This is a genomic window from Streptomyces justiciae, assembly GCF_015163075.1.
Classification (GTDB): Bacteria; Actinomycetota; Actinomycetes; order Streptomycetales; family Streptomycetaceae; genus Streptomyces; species Streptomyces justiciae.
In genome coordinates this window covers 153,407-168,087 of the sequence record NZ_JADDXU010000004.1, presented here as the reverse complement: position 1 = coordinate 168,087, position 14,681 = coordinate 153,407, and the positions used below count along the sequence as shown (strand labels likewise).

Genomic DNA, 14,681 nt, shown 5'->3' with positions numbered 1-14,681 from the left:
CCCCGCCCGAGGGCCGTTCGGCCCTGTGCCGGGGCCCGATGGCCCGGTTCCGTACATCCACGTGCTCCGGAAGATGGTGAAAGGGCATCTGCCGCGTCACCGATCGCCCCGGATCAGCCTCGTCCCCGCGCCCCGCTCCGGCGCCACGCCCGCTCGCGCGCCGTGCCGCGGGGACGATCCAGGCGAGGCCGTGCGGTGGGGGCCGTACCGCCTCGCCCGGCGGCTGCCGCCGGCTCGGACGTGCCGGCGGCAGCCGCGGCGGGACCCGTCGTATGTGCCTCATGTCCGCGGTCGGATCAGCGCGCGGCGGCGATGGGGTCGCCCGCCCGAGCCCGGGTTCGAGCGTCGGGGAGCGCCCGATCGCGAGGCGCCGGAGTGCCCGCGTGGCGGAGTCACACGGACGTTTCGGCAACGCGGCTCGGGTCCCCACGCGCTTGAGGGAGTGGGCGCTGCGTGCCAGGCGTCGCGCGCCCGGCCGGGGACATGGCAAAGGCTCCGAGGCCGGGGCCGTGACCGTCGTACCGCCGTGAGACGGCCACGAGACGCATATGCGGCGGACAGGTTCCGCCGGGGTGCGGACAGTAAGTGACATTGCGTCTCGACTCCCGTACGGGTGCGGTGAGATGGCCCGGACCGTCGCCGGCAGCGGGTGGGGAGAGACATGGGTCCGATTCCAGTACCGGACGTGGCGGACGGGCCCGAGCGGACGCCGTGCGCCTGCGGTGGAGCAGCCCGTCCGAGCGGGCCGGGAGCCGACGAGGACCGGTTTCGCGGGCTTCTGGAAGCCGCCCCGGACGCCATGGTCATCGTCGACGACGGCGGCATCATCAAACTCGTCAACGCCCAGACCGAGGCCCTGTTCGGCTACCGCCGCGAGGAGCTCCTCGGCCATCCGGTGGAGTTGCTGATCCCGCACCGCTTCCGCCCGCACCACACCCGGCACCGCGGCGGCTACGCCGCCAACCGCCAGGTCCGGCCCATGGGCGCCGGACTCGACCTGCACGGGCTGCGCAAGGACGGCACCGAGTTCCCCGTCGAGATCAGCCTCTCCCCGCTGGAGACCGCGGACGGGCTCCTGGTCTCCGCGGCGGTCCGCGACGTCAGCGACCGCAGAGCGGCCGAGGCCCGGATCAACGAGCTCGCCGCGCTCGTGGAGTCGTCCCAGGACGCGATCCTCGCCAAGACCCTCGACGGCTACATCACCTACTGGAACGCCGCCGCGCAGAGCCTGTACGGCTACACCGCTCAGGAGGCCATCGGCCGGCACGTGTCCGTGCTGGCCCCGCGGGAGAAGCGCGGCGAGGTCACCGCCCTCCTCAAGCGGCTGTGCCACGGAGAGAAGGTCGAGCACTTCGAGACCCTGCGGCTGACCCGCTCCGGCGAACTGCTGGACGTCGACGTCACCCTGTGGCCCACCCGCGACACCGCGGGCACGGTCGTCGGCGCCTGCGCCATCGTCCGGGACATCAGCGACCGCAAGCGCGCCGAGGCCGAACTCACCGTCCTCTACGAACAGCAGCGGCACATCGCGCTCACCCTGCAACGCAGCCTGATGGGCACCCCGTCCGCGGTCCCCGGCCTCGCCACGGCCAGCCGGTACCGGCCCGCCACCCAGGGCGCGGGCGTGGGCGGCGACTGGTTCGACCTGATCCCGCTGGGGGCCGGCCGGGTCGGGGTCCTCATCGGTGACGTGATGGGTCGCGGGCTCGAAGCCGCCGCCGTGATGGGCCAGTTGCGCTCCGCCGCGCATGCCCTGGCCAAGACCGGCATGCAGCCCCGCCAGCTGATGCAGGCCCTGGACACCTGTGTCGCCGACCTGGACGTCCCCGACCAACTCGTCACCTGCTGCTATCTGGTCGTCGCCCCGGACAGCGGAACGGTCACCGTCTGCTCGGCCGGTCATCTGCCCGTGCTGGTCGCTCCCCCGGGCTGCGGGGTCCACGGGCTGACGACCCCGGTGAACGCACCGCTCGGCGTCGGCGACATCCTCTACGAGCAGTCCTGCGCCGCCATACCGCCCGGCGCCACCCTCGTCCTCTACACCGACGGGCTGATCGAGACGCCCGGCAGCGACATCGAGGAGCGCCTCGGTCAACTCACCTCCGTCCTGGACGGGTTCTTCGTCGAAGCCCCCTGCCTGGAGACGGCCGCGGACCACGTCCTGACGAGCCTGCTGCCCGACGCCGACAGCCATGACGACGACGTGACCCTGTTGCTGGCGCAGCTGCCGGCCGCGCCGCTGGCGGCACTCACCACCGATCTGCCCGCCCTGCCGTCCTCGGTCCCGGAGGGCCGCACGTTCCTCAACAAGGCGCTCATCGCCTGGGAGTGCGCCGAGCCGGCGGAAGAGGCCCGGCTGCTGCTCTCCGAGATCCTCACCAACGCGGTCCAGCACGCCGAGGGCCCGATCACGCTGCATCTGTGCCGGACGGCCACGGACCTCACGGTCGAGGTGAGCGACCGCAGTCCGCATCTGCCCCAGCCGCGGATCGCGGCGGAGGACGAGGAGTCCGGCCGCGGTCTCCTGCTCGTGCGCGCCCTGGCCGACGGCTGGGGAGTACGTCCCACCGACGAGGGCAAGACCACCTGGTTCACGCTGAAGCTGTGAGGCGCACCCCCGACACGGCTGCTACGCCTCCTGGACGGGCACCCGCCACACGAGCTTTGTCCCGCCGCCGGGCGGTGCGGCCGACTCCAGTTCCCCGCCCAGCTGTTCGGCGCGTTCGGCCATGTTGCGCAGCCCGCTGCGGCGCCCCTCTGCCGGGATGCCGACACCGTCGTCGGAGACGGTCAGTCTGAGGTCGCGGCCGTCCGTCGCCAGCACCACGTCGGCGCGGGTGGCGTGGGCGTGCCGGGCGACGTTGGTCAGCGCCTCCGAGAGGACGGCCACCGCGTGCTCGGCGACGTCCTTCGACACATGGGTGTCCAGCAGGCCTTCCATCCGCACGCTCGGCGCGAACCCCAGCACCGGTGCCGCCTCCCCGACGACGCGCACCACGCGGGCCCGCAGCCCGGAGCCGGGGGTGTCCTCGCGGGCGCGCAGGCCGAAGATGGTCGACCTGATGATCTTGATGGTCTCGTCGAGGTCGTCGACCGCCCGCAGCACGCGCTTGGACGCCTCGGGGTGGTCGATGAAGCGTCCCGCGCTCTGCAGCGTCATGCCGGTGGCGAACAGCCGCTGAATGGCGAGGTCGTGCAGGTCCCGGGCGATCCGGTCGCGGTCCTGGAGGACGGCGATCTGGGCGGCGTCACGCCGGCGGTCCGCGAGCTCCATGGCGACCGCGGCCTGCGCGGCGAACGCCTGGAGCGGCTCGATCTCCTGCCCCGAGTACACGGGGTGTCCGGCCTCCCGCCCCAGCAGGACGACACCCCGTACGCCCTCCCCCGTCCCGATGGGCACGGCCACCGCGGGGCCCAGGCCGGTGACGCCCGACGGGACGGCCGCGATCCACGCGTCCCGGGAGACGTCGGCGATGGTGGCGGGGACGCCGCTGGAGAAGGCCCGGCCGATCAGCCCGTCGTCCACGGGCGTCAGCAGCCCCCGGTAGGCCTCGGCGCCCTCGCCGATGGCCAGTTCCATCGTCAGCGAGCCGGTGCCCTCCACCGGGACGGCGACCAGCGCGAGCACGGCGGTGGTGATCTGCCGGGCCCGTTCGGCGATCACGCGCAGGACCTCGCCGCGCTCGCTGCCGGACATCACACTGTGCGTGATCTCCGCGCTCGCCCGCAGCCAGCGTTCCCTGAGCCGGGACTCCTCGTAGAGCCGGGCGTTGTCGATGGCGACACCCGCGGCGACGGCGAGGGTCGACAGGACCGACTCGTCCTCCTCGTCGAACTGGGCGCCGCCCCGCTTCTCCGTCAGGTACAGGTTGCCGAACACCTGGTCGCGCACCCGGATCGGGACGCCGAGGAAGGTGTTCATCGGCGGGTGATGGGCCGGGAACCCGTAGGAGGAGGGGTGCTCGGAGAGCTTCGCCAGCCGCAACGGCTCCGGGTTGGTGATCAGTTCGCCGAGGATGCCGTGGCCCTCGGGATACGGGCCGATCCGGGCGATCTGCTCCTCGTCCACACCGACGGTGTGGAACGCCGACAGCCGCTTGCCGTCCGAGCCGATCACACCGAGCGCCGCGTACTGCGCATCCACCAGCACCGCCGCGGCCTCCACGATGCTGCGCAGCGCCTGCTCCAGGTCGAGCTCGCGCCCCACCGAGAGCACCGCCTCCAGGAGGCTGTGCACCCGGTCACGGGTGCCGCGGGCCGCGTCCAGCCGGGCCTGCAACTCCTCCAGCAGCTCGTCCAGCCTCAGCTGCGGCAGCCGCACCCGGGCCCGCTCGAACTCCTCGGAGCTTCCCACCTGCGATCCTCCAGGTCCCGTACGCCCTGCGGCGGCCGACCGTGCCGGTTTCCTGCCACGGTATCGGCCCGCCGGAGCGAACGGTACGGAACCCCCGAGGGCCCGTGCTGCGGCCGGGTTCAGCGGCCTTCCTGCCGGAGCCGGTCCTGGGCCTGGGTGGCGATGACGGCGGCCTGGATGCGCCGCTCTACGCCGAGCTTGGCCAGCAGCCGGGAGATGTGGTTCTTCACGGTCTTCTCGGCGAGATACAGCCGCTGCCCGATCTGCCGGTTGGTGAGCCCCTCACCGATCAGGGCGAGGATCTCCCGCTCCCGCTCGGTCAGGCCCGGCAGCGCCTCCGGCTCCTCCTCCTGCTGCTGTCCCTGGCGGAGCCGGGCCATCAGCTTGGTGGTGGCGCTGGGGTCGAGCAGGGACTGGCCCGCGGCCACCGTGCGCACGGCCGACACCAGGTCGGAGCCCTGGATCTGCTTGAGGACGTAGCCGGACGCCCCGGCCATGATCGAGTCCAGCAGGGCCTCCTCGTCGTCGAAGGAGGTCAGCATCAGACAGGTCAGCTCGGGCATGCGGGAGCGCAGTTCCCGGCAGACGGTCACGCCGTCGCCGTCCGGCAGGCGCACGTCGAGGACGGCGACCTGCGGGCGCAGGGCGGGGACCCGGACCAGGGCCTGCTCGACGGTGCCGGCCTCGCCGACGACCGTGATGTCCGGTTCGTCGTCGAGCAGGTCGCGCACCCCGCGTCGTACCACCTCGTGGTCGTCCAGCAGGAAGACCCTGATCGGGTTGTCGGGGCCGGGCTGTCCCGCGCCGTCCGCCATCGAACGCTCCTCGTCGCGTGTGCCGTACCGGTGACCGCTCGTCGGTCGTCGGCCTCTCCTGGAGATCCTTCTCGTTCCCGGGCCGAAAGACCAGGGCCGGTCGGCCCTCTTTCGCCCCGGCCGTGCCGCCGAGGGGCCGGACGGACGACGGGCAGGGCCGAACGGCCCTAGCCCTCCCCCGCCACCTGGCGTTCCATCGATCTGTCCCCCACCTTTCGGCAGAACGCACAGTCGGCGCCGCAGCTCACGGAAGACCTTCATGACCATCAAGAGGGAACTGGACAGTTCAGAAGCCCTGAGACTGCTCGGCGGGGTGTCCCTGGGCCGGGTCGTCTTCACCCGTCACGCGCTGCCGCAGATCCGCCCGGTCAACCATGTGGTGGACGGCGGCGACATCGTCATCCGCACCCACGAGGGCGCGGCCCTGACCTCGCACACCGGCCAGGCCGACGGCCCGGGCGTGGTGGTCGCGTACGAGGCCGACCTCATCGACCCCGACACCCATCTCGGCTGGAGCGTCGTCGTCACCGGCTATGCCCATCTGGTGACGGACCCGCGGGAGCTGGCCCGCTACCGGGCGATGCTGCGGCCCTGGGTGGAGCAGACGATGGACTACGCGGTCCGTATCCGCCCCGATCTGGTGACCGGGGTCCTGCTCACCGCCGCGGACGCCTGAACGGACACACAGGGGCCACGCCGCGTCCGTGCGGCGTGGCCCCTGTGCGTGCGGGCGGGCCGGCTCACATCAGCCAGCGGTTCCGGCTGACGATCGGCAGCCGCGCCCAGGCCCTCCCCAGCCCCCAGGTGGCGCCGGCGCCCGCCGCGGCGAGGGCGATCAGGACGATGGCGTAGACGAGGTGGTAGTCGGCGAACGGGTTGGTCGACATGCTCACCGACCCGTCGGACAGGTGCTTGGCCGGCGGCCACTCCGCGATCCACATCAGCGCCATCATCGCCGTCCCGGCCACGGCGGCGAGGCGCAGTCCAATGCCTGCGATCAGCGCGAGGCCGATGCCAAGAAGGCCGAGCATGAACAGCCAGTCCGCCCAGCCGGCCCCGGCCCAGTCGTGGAACGTGGACTCCATGGGGCCCGCGGCGACCCCGCTGAGGAAGCCCTTGGTGGGCGAGCCGCCGTCGATCCAGCCCTTGCCGGACGGGGTGGCGTAGCCGAAGCCGAAGGTCTTGTCGAGGAACGCCCAGAGGAAGACGAACCCGGTCAGGATGCGGAGCACGGCCAGGACGTACGGGCTGGTCGCCGTCGCCGTCGCGGCAGCGCTCGCCTCGGTCGAGGAGCTCGCCGTCCCGCTCCTGCGCAGGGACGGGAAGCGGAATCCCGGGTGACGGTGCGGGTGATCGTGAACGGCCATGGTGCTCATCCCTTCCAGGGGTGATGCTCGGGCACTCGACGACGGTCGTCGCACCCTCAATGTCCCGCTGCGCCGGCCGGAACCGGAGGGGCTGCGCGGCCCGGGTCGGAGGGCCGAACGGCCTTGTCCGCAGGGCCCGTTCAGGCCCTCAGGACAGGGTCCTCGTCAGGGTCGGCGGGGATCTCGCGGATCTCCCGGCCGGTGATCTCGTCGGCGTCCACGCACACCCACAACTCGCGCGAGCCACCCGCCCAGGGTGCGCTGTAAGCACGTTCCGTCAGCCGACGGACCATGGCGGGGTCCTGCGCCTGCCTGGCTTGACCACGGACGAGCACGCTCCAACCCCGGCTCATGACCTCGTCGATGTGGTCGACCTCGAAGGCGATCCGGCGGCCCAGGGCCTCGGCGGGAGCGGTGGCGGGCGCCGTCCGGAAGGCGATCGTGCCGTCGACGACGGTGTAGTTGACGGGCAGGACCGTCGGCCCGTCGGCCGTGGTCACCGCGATGCGGCCCACCCCATGAGTGCCGAGCCGGCGACGGCACTCCGTGTCGTTCAACGCCACCAACTGGACGCGGCGGGCGGCCTGTTCACGGCCCGGCGGGACCTCGGCCTCGCCGCCGGTCAGAGCGGTCATGCCGGTCTCCAGCGCGCCCGCGAGCCGCAGCAGGGCGCTTCTGCCCGGGATCGCGGCGGAGGACTCCTCCAGATAGCGGAGGTAGGAGCAGGACATGCCCGCCCGGTCGGCCGTGTCGGCCCGGGTCAGCCCGAGTTCCGTGCGACGCCGGACGAGGCGTCGGCCCAGATCGCCTCCGGGGTGTTCGGTGTGAGCCGTCGTACCGGATGATGTCGTGTCGGCCACGACCCCTCACCTCCTGCTGGTACCGGGCCACCGGAACGGCCCGGGGCGGACCAGGCCCTTGCCGCCGGTCCCCCACGCGCCCCCGTGGTTCAGCATCGCCCCCGGTGGTCGGCCCACGCTTGGGCCGGTCGGCCCCCTTTGCCCGGTTCGCCACTCGCCGCGGGGCGCCACATGTCAGGGCACCGATCAGCCTCCTGAAAGGGACCGACCGGCCCTTCCGTCCGCCCGGGCGCACGGGATTGTCTCGGACCATGTTCAAGGACCACGAGGAGTCCACGCCCTGCCACACGGAACGTCTCGTCGGCGGCACGACCGTGGTGGAACTGCGTGGTGAGATCGACCTGTGCACAGGGCCGCCCCTGTCGGCCCGCCTCGACGCCCTGACCGCCGGCCCGTTCCCCGACCTGGTGCTGGATCTGCGTCCGGTGTCCTTCGTCGACTGCAGCGGACTGCGCGCCCTGTGCCGGGCGCGCAACCGGGTCCTCGCCCGCGGTGGACGGCTCCGCCTGGTCACCGAGAGCGCCCGGTTGCTGGGAATTCTGCGGTGCGTGGGTCTCGGCGGGGCTTTCGAGGTGCTGTCCCGCCTGCCCGACGGTGCGGTCTTCGCGCCCCACCCGGGCAGCGCGCCCCACCCGGGCTCCGTGCCCGTCAGCGTCGGCTGACGTCACCGTGGGCTAGATGAGCGGCGCCTGCGTGCCGAGCGCGACGTGCGGGTCGTTGCGGGGCGTGAGCGGGCCCGCCGGGCCGTAGCCGAAGCGGATCAGCATCTGCGCGTGCCCGCTGTGCTCGGGATCCGGGCTCAGGGCGCGTCGCAGGTCGGGCCACTCCATCGGCTGGTGCAACAGCGACGCGCGCAGGCCGTGGACGGTGGCGACGAGCAGGGCGTGTTCGAGTGCCTGCCCGGCGCGCAGCCAGTCCGCGCGGCGGTCGTGGACCGTCGTGAGCAGCCCGACGACCGGTTCCGTCTCGAAGTCCTGGGCGGGGAGCCGCTCGGAGTGGCGCTGCGCGGTGAAGTCGCGCATGGGGAGGCGTTCCCGGGCGTCTTGAGGGCCGAGCGCGGACCACGGCAGCCCGGTCTCCGCCGGGGAGTCCGGGTCCTGGTGCACCCACCGGCGGCTCTCGGCGCCGCGCGCGCCGTCCGCGCGGTTGCGGAGTTCGGCTTGCCCCGCTACCCGGAGCAGACGGGCGATCTCACCGGCTGCGGGGAAGCCGAGCGAGGCGCCCTCCATCTGGGCGGCTTCGGCGAGTTCGGCAGGCGCGTGGCGGGGCAGGGGCCGCGCGGAGAAGGGGAAGCGACTGCTGTGCCTCCGCCAGATGGCCGGGTAGAGGTCGTCGCGGTGGCCGGTGGCGTGCCCGCTGCGGCAGCCGTCCATGCGGACGGTGGCGAGCAGGCCCGGGTCCTCCGGGCGCGGCAGCAGTCTTACGAACGGTGACCAGCCGAAGTGGGCGGCCGCTACACGGAGGTTGAAGACCGACGCCCCCACGGACAGATGCAGGGCACGGCCGACGGGGTCGGTGTGGCGCAGGCCCCGCTCCGCCGCGGCGCGCACCTCGAACGCCGGGATCTCGGGGTCCAGACGGAACCGCCACGGCTGGGTGTTGTGGATCGAGGGCGCGGCCACGGCTGCGGCGACGCAGGCTTCCAAGGTCGCGGCGTCGAGAGGCGTCGATCGCATGGTGTCCTCCTTTCGCACGAACTCGCGCACGAACTCCCGCACGAACGTCAGCACGGGCTACGGCACGAAATTCCGCACGAACGCGGTCCTTCGAACGCGGTCCTCCGAGCGTGGGCCCCGCGGCCGGGCGAGGGGACGGGGCCGTTGGTCCCTCTTCGGCGGCCGTTCGGCCGGGCGGGCGCCCCACCGGGCCGCCCCGGCTCACTGCATCCCGCACATGGGGCTGAACGGCCCCTCCACCACTGGCACTTGGGCCCGAACAGCCCGGCGCCGTCGTCTGGTCGGCCCCTGCCGTGGTGTGCCCAGCGATGTCACCTTCCTGGCAGTGGCAGGCAGAAGGAGGTGCGACCGATGCGCGGCGGCAGGCGTACGAAGCAGTGGTGGTGGCGGTGGCGGAGCAACCCGCTGCGTCGACGTGACGACGTTCTGGAGGCGTGGCTCGTGCTGATCGTCTGGGCCCTCGTCGCCGTGGGCGGGACGCTCGCGGGTGTGGGGGCCGCCCACGCCGCCGACGAGACATTCGCCCGGCAGCGCGCCGAGCGGACCCCTGTCCGGGCCGTGCTGCTGGCCGACGTCCCCCGGACGACCGGGGCGAAGGGCAGCATGTACAGCGACCGCGCCGCGGCGAAGGTCCGCTGGACGGCCGCCGACGGCTCCCTCCGTACCGGCAGCACCCTGGTGGATGCCGGCAGCAAGGCCGGGTCGTCGGTCACCGTCTGGACGAACCGGCAGGACGACCTCACCACCCGGCCACCGGGCCCGAGCGACGCGGCCGTCGAGGCGGGGTTCCTCGGCGCGGGTGCCGCCCTCGCCCTGAGCGGCCTCGTGATCGGCGCGGGAGCGACCGTACGGTGGCGGCTCGACCGACGCCGGGTCGCGGGGTGGGGCACGGAATGGGACATGGTCGGGCCGGAGTGGGGCCACAGGACGGGCTGACCCCTCCGGGCGACCGACCCCGCTGCCCATCCGTCACGGCGGTTCGCCCCGCGTCCTCCCCGGTACGGCCACCTCCCCATCGGTGCAACTATGAAAAAATCGCCTATAGCGGCACCGAAGGAGAACTCCTGTGAGCAGCCCCGCCGACGAGTCCGGCTACGGGAACATCCAGCTCGACCGCACGGGTCAGGCCGCGGCCTTCGACGCCCTCGGCGACCGTTACGACGAGGCCTTCCCGCACAAGGAGGGGCAGGTCGCGGCCGCCGAATGGCTCATCAGGTCGCTGCCCACCGGCTCCCGCGCCCTTGATCTGGGGTGCGGCACGGGCATTCCGACCGCGCTCCAGCTGGCGGAGGCCGGCTTCGACGTCGTCGGTGTCGATCTGTCGGACGGGATGGTGGCGCTGGCGCGCAAGCATGTGCCCGGCGGGCGGTTCCATCAGGCGGACATCGCCGATCTGCGGCCCGGCGGCCCGCTGGACCTCGGTCGCTTCGAGGCGGTGGCGGCCTTCTTCTCGCTGCTCATGCTGCCGCGCGCGGAGATCCCGCTGGCGCTGCGGACCGTCCATCACCTGCTGGTGCCGGGCGGTCTGTTCGCGCTGTCGATGGTGGAGGCCGATGTCGACGACTTCTCCATCCCGTTCATCGGGGAGAGCATCCGGGTCTCCGGCTACCTCAGGGAGGAGCTGCGCGAGATCGTCGAGGCGGCGGGCTTCGAGATCGTCGACGAGTCGTCGTTCACCTACGCCCCGGCCTCCGCGGACGTCCAGCCCGAGGTGCAGATCTTCCTGCGCTGCCGACGACGGCGCGCCTGACGACTCCTGATCCGGCCGCCCCGACGCGGGCCGCCCGGCGGGAAGGACACGCATGACGAAGCGCCTCGGGAGCGGCAAACGCACCGGCGGCAAGGCGGCCGGGGCGCGCGGGCGTGCCGCTGCCTCCCGGCGGCCGGCGCGCTCCGCCCCGGCGCCCGTCGCCGGTGACCGTGCGGACGAGGGCCGGACCGAGGCGCAGACGGACCGGCTGCGGTATCTGGACGCGGCGACCCGCAGCATCGCCCGCGGCATGGACCTCGACGAGACGCTGTCCGAGCTGTGCCGGGCAGCCGTCCCGGCCTTCGCCGACACGGCACTCGTTCATCTGTACGACCCGCTGCCGGTCGGCGACGAGACCGGCCCCGTCCCCGGCGTCCTGCGGCTGCACACCACCCAGCCGACACCCTCGCAAGCCCTGGCTTCCGCGGCCGAGGCCGTACATCCCGCCGTGGGCGGCCCGCTGGCGACACGGCTGCGGGACGGCCGACCGATCTTCGGCGACGCCCGAACGCGGCCGCCACGGTGGCCGAACTGCTGGGCGCGACGCACGCACCCGGGGCGGTGCCGCCCGGCCGGCGCCTGATCCTCGCCCCGCTGCACGGCCGCAGCCACGTCCTCGGCAGCGTCACCCTCCTGCGCGGCGCCGCCCGCCCCGGCTTCACCGACGACGATCTGCTGGTCGCCTCCCAGCTCGCCACCCACACCGCGCTCGGCATCGACAAGGCGATGCTGTACGCCCGCGAGGCGTCCGTCGCCGACGCGCTCCAGCGCACCATGCTCCCGCCGTCGCTGCCCGAGCCGCCCGGCGTCCGGCTGGCCAGCCGCTATCTGCCGGCCTCGCGGACCGCGCAGGTGGGCGGCGACTGGTACGACACGATCCCGCTGCCCGGCAACCGGGTCGCGCTGGTCATCGGCGACGTGATGGGCCACTCCATGACGTCGGCCGCGATCATGGGGCAGCTGCGGACCACCGTGCAGACCCTGGCCCTGCTCGACCTGCCTCCGGACGAGGTGCTGCACCACCTCGACGAACAGGCGGGACGGCTGGGCACCGAGCACACCGCGACCTGTCTGTACGCCTTGTACGACCCGGTCCTCCAGCGGCTGCTGGTCTCCAACGCCGGCCATCTGCCGCCGGTGCTGCTGCATCCCGAAGGGCACGGGGAGATCCTGTCGGTGCCGCCCGGGCCGCCGATCGGTGTGGGCGGCGGCGGTTTCGAGACCACCGAGGTCCACGCGCCGGGCGGGGCGACGCTGGTGCTCTACACCGACGGCCTGGTGGAGTCCCGCGACTCCGACGTGCTGACCGGCGTCGAGAACCTGCGGGCCCGGCTCCAGACGGCCACCGCGCACACCATGCCCCCGGCATTGGAGACCCTGTGCGACGTGGCGCTCGGCACGCTGGGCCGGGGCGTCCGGGACGACGACGTCGCGCTGCTCGCGGCCCGCTTCGAGGGCATCCTGCCGGAGACCGTCGCGTACTGGTACCTGGCCCCGCGCCCGCAGACCGCCGGGCAGGCACGCCGACTGACCCGCAGGACGCTGCGCCGCTGGGGGCTCGACTCCCTCATCGAGACCACCGAGCTCATGGTCAGCGAGGTGGTCGCCAACGCCGTGCGCTTCGCCTCCCGCCCGATCACCCTGCGCCTGCTCTGCACGGACGTGCTCCGCTGCGAGGTCGGGGACGACTCCCCGGTGGTGCCGAGGATGCGGCACGCCCGGTTGAGCGACGAGGGCGGCCGGGGGCTGTTCCTGGTCGACCAGTTGTCGCGGCGCTGGGGGGCGACGCGGCTGAGCACGGGCAAGGTGGTCTGGTTCGAGCAGCCGCTCCCCGGCGACGCCCCTCTGTGAGCAGCCGCTCCCCCGCGACGCCCCTCTGTGAACCCTCAGGTCAGTCCGCCGGGCGTCCGCCGCACTGCCAGTCGTGGATCTCGACGCTCTCGTACCGCCCCGCCCGCGCGTACGGCTCGCCCGCCACCATGGCCTCGGCGGCCGCGCGGTCCGGCAGCTCGGCCAGCACCGCGGTGCCCAGCCAGGTGACACCGTCCTCGGCGAGCAGCGGCCCGTAGGCGATCAGCCGGTCGCGGAAGCCGTCCTCGAGATAGCGCCGCTGCTCCGCCTCCAGGTCGGCGACCGCTTCGGGCCCGCCGTGAGCGATGATCAGGAAGCGACCGAATCCGGCCGTCGTTCCCGCGTACTCCCACATCGTGCGCCCCAGCGTGTTCCGCCAGCGGCGGATGAGGACGTCACGGTAGACACCGGCCTTGTAGTTGGGCTCCTCGAACGCGAACCGCTGTGCGGCGGCCGCGTCGGGCAGGTCGACGATGTGCATGCTGCCGCTCACGCCGTCGCCCTCGGCCGGGAACGTGGGCCCACGCGCGATCATCTCCTCGGCGTAGCCGTCCATGAACGTCCAGTGGTCCTCGTTCAGTCGCATGCGCAGGTCGAGGGAATCCGCCCGGTCCCGGCAGTAGATGAAGTACTCCATGTCGCTCCCCCAGAAGGTCGTCCGTACGCGATGGCCGGTTCACATCCTCTCCCGGTTTCGATCTTCTAGGGTCCGTGGTCATGACACGCTCTTCGGATCCTTCGCCGTTGTGGCGTGACCAGCGGTTCGTGCTGCTGCTGTGCGCACGGGTCGTCTCCGTCCTGGGTAACGGCTTCGCACGTGCGGCGCTCGCGTTCGCGGTACTCGCCCTGCCGGGAGCCGATGCTGGCCGCCTGTCACTTGTGCTGGCCTGTCAGGCGTTGCCGCAGCTGGTGTTCGTGCTGGTGGGCGGGGTCATCGCGGACCGGATGTCGCGGTCGAGGCTGATGGTCCTGGCGGACGTGCTGGGTACGGCGGCCTACGCCGGTCTGGCGGCCATGGTGTTGAGCGGTCACGCCCCGCTGGCGGGCATGTGTCTGCTGGCCGTCGCCGCCGGCACGGCCACCGCGCTGTTCGCGCCCGCGATGGACGGCCTGGTGCCGCTGCTGGTGCCGGCCGACCGTCTGCAACGGGCGAACGGGCTGCTGCGGATGGGCACCAACTCCGCTCTGTTGCTGGGCCTTTCGCTGTCCGGGGTGACCGTGGCCCTGGTCGGTGCCGGTTGGGCCCTCGCGGTCAACGCGGCCTCCTTCGCCCTGAGTGCCGCCCTCACGGCCCGGCTCCCGGTAGCGGCACGACCGCGCGCCAAGTCCTCCGGCTGGACCGAACTGCGCGAGGGATGGCGGGAGTTCGCGTCCCGGCAGTGGTTGTGGGTGGTGGTGGCGCAGAGCGCGGTCGTGGTCGCCGCGCTCAACGCCAACCTCGGCGTCCTGGGGCCGCTGATGGCCGACCGGCACCTGGGCGGGGCACGCGCGTGGTCGGTCGTGGTGGCCGCGCAGGCCGTGGGGACGATCGCCGGGGCGGGGCTGGCCGCCCGGGTGCGGGTGCGCCGCCCGCTCCTGGTCGCCGTGGTGTGCATGTTCCCGGCCGCCGTCCCCATCGGCCTGCTCGGCGCGCGGGCGCCGGTGTGGTCGATCGCCGTGGCCATGTTCGCCGCCGGTGTCGCCAGTGACGTCTTCGGTGTGCTGTGGTCCACGACCGTCCAGCGGGAGGTCCCGGAGCACGTGCTGTCCCGGGTCAGTTCCTACGACTGGTTCGGCTCCCTGAGTCTCGCGCCGCTCGGACTCCTGGTCGCCGGCCCGATCGCCGCCGCCGTGGGCGTCGGCCCGGCGCTGGCCGGTTGTTCGGCCCTGGTGGTGCTGGCCACGGCGGCTGCCCTGCTGTCACCGCAGGTCCGCACCCTGCGCACCCCGGCGGGCAGGGTGTCGACCCCCTCCCTGGAGAGCGCCGGTTCCTAGACTCATGGGTCGGATGCGAGGGAGGTCGGCATGC

At 73.0% G+C, this 14,681-nt stretch carries 12 protein-coding genes and 1 pseudogene; 7 read left to right on the top strand and 6 right to left on the bottom strand.

The features are described from left to right. The first annotated feature begins 661 nt into the window (after nt 1–661). On the top strand, nt 662–2,608 hold the full coding sequence (locus IQ210_RS13175) for a PAS domain S-box protein (RefSeq protein WP_194079139.1): 1,947 nt from the start codon (nt 662–664) through the stop codon (nt 2,606–2,608). A 21-nt stretch (nt 2,609–2,629) separates the two neighbouring features. On the opposite strand, the gene IQ210_RS13170 is transcribed toward IQ210_RS13175, so the two are convergent. Next, nucleotides 2,630–4,354 (bottom strand): sensor histidine kinase, encoded by a 1,725-nt coding sequence (locus IQ210_RS13170; protein WP_194079138.1) that lies wholly within the window; start codon nt 4,352–4,354, stop codon nt 2,630–2,632. A 119-nt stretch (nt 4,355–4,473) separates the two neighbouring features. Beyond that, nucleotides 4,474–5,169, bottom strand: a complete 696-nt coding sequence (locus tag IQ210_RS13165) for a response regulator (protein WP_059193774.1) — start codon at nt 5,167–5,169, stop codon at nt 4,474–4,476. A 259-nt stretch (nt 5,170–5,428) separates the two neighbouring features. On the opposite strand from IQ210_RS13165, the gene IQ210_RS13160 reads away from it, so the two are divergent. Further along, nucleotides 5,429–5,845 (top strand): pyridoxamine 5'-phosphate oxidase family protein, encoded by a 417-nt coding sequence (locus IQ210_RS13160; protein WP_097259792.1) that lies wholly within the window; start codon nt 5,429–5,431, stop codon nt 5,843–5,845. A 64-nt stretch (nt 5,846–5,909) separates the two neighbouring features. Here IQ210_RS13160 and IQ210_RS13155 read toward each other — a convergent pair whose 3' ends face one another. Together IQ210_RS13155 and IQ210_RS13150 are read right to left on the bottom strand one after the other, a co-directional pair. After that, entirely contained in the window at nt 5,910–6,536 is a 627-nt protein-coding gene (locus tag IQ210_RS13155; protein WP_194079137.1) for a DoxX family membrane protein, read from the bottom strand. A 140-nt stretch (nt 6,537–6,676) separates the two neighbouring features. Then, the gene (locus IQ210_RS13150; RefSeq protein WP_322656356.1) at nt 6,677–7,396 is read right to left on the bottom strand and encodes a helix-turn-helix domain-containing protein; all 720 of its coding nucleotides are present in this window, start codon (nt 7,394–7,396) and stop codon (nt 6,677–6,679) included. A gap of 251 nt (nt 7,397–7,647) precedes the next feature. Here IQ210_RS13150 and IQ210_RS13145 point away from each other — a divergent pair, with 251 nt between their 5' ends. Next, complete coding sequence (locus IQ210_RS13145) at nt 7,648–8,058, top strand: STAS domain-containing protein (RefSeq protein WP_194079136.1); 411 nt, start codon at nt 7,648–7,650, stop codon at nt 8,056–8,058. Nucleotides 8,059–8,070: 12 nt separating this feature from the next. Here IQ210_RS13145 and IQ210_RS13140 read toward each other — a convergent pair whose 3' ends face one another. Further along, a complete protein-coding gene (locus IQ210_RS13140; protein WP_194079135.1) occupies nt 8,071–9,072 on the bottom strand; it encodes an Acg family FMN-binding oxidoreductase in 1,002 nt (333 codons plus the stop codon). A 351-nt stretch (nt 9,073–9,423) separates the two neighbouring features. Between IQ210_RS13140 and IQ210_RS13135 the strand changes: the two genes are divergently transcribed. The 3 genes and pseudogenes from IQ210_RS13135 to IQ210_RS13125 all read left to right on the top strand — a co-directional run bounded on the left by IQ210_RS13135 (nt 9,424) and on the right by IQ210_RS13125 (nt 12,673). After that, nucleotides 9,424–10,008: an Rv1733c family protein gene (locus IQ210_RS13135; RefSeq protein ID WP_194079134.1), complete on the top strand. Its 585-nt coding sequence runs from the start codon at nt 9,424–9,426 to the stop codon at nt 10,006–10,008. Between the two features lie 130 nt (nt 10,009–10,138). After that, the gene (locus IQ210_RS13130; RefSeq protein WP_194079133.1) at nt 10,139–10,822 is read left to right on the top strand and encodes a class I SAM-dependent DNA methyltransferase; all 684 of its coding nucleotides are present in this window, start codon (nt 10,139–10,141) and stop codon (nt 10,820–10,822) included. 52 nt (nt 10,823–10,874) lie between these two features. Continuing rightward, nucleotides 10,875–12,673 (top strand): annotated as a pseudogene (locus IQ210_RS13125) (SpoIIE family protein phosphatase). Between the two features lie 40 nt (nt 12,674–12,713). Here the strand turns inward: IQ210_RS13125 and IQ210_RS13120 are convergent. Further along, entirely contained in the window at nt 12,714–13,310 is a 597-nt protein-coding gene (locus IQ210_RS13120; RefSeq protein WP_194079132.1) for a YciI family protein, read from the bottom strand. Between the two features lie 80 nt (nt 13,311–13,390). On the opposite strand from IQ210_RS13120, the gene IQ210_RS13115 reads away from it, so the two are divergent. Further along, nucleotides 13,391–14,647 (top strand): MFS transporter, encoded by a 1,257-nt coding sequence (locus tag IQ210_RS13115; RefSeq protein WP_194079131.1) that lies wholly within the window; start codon nt 13,391–13,393, stop codon nt 14,645–14,647. Nucleotides 14,648–14,681: the final 34 nt, after the last annotated feature.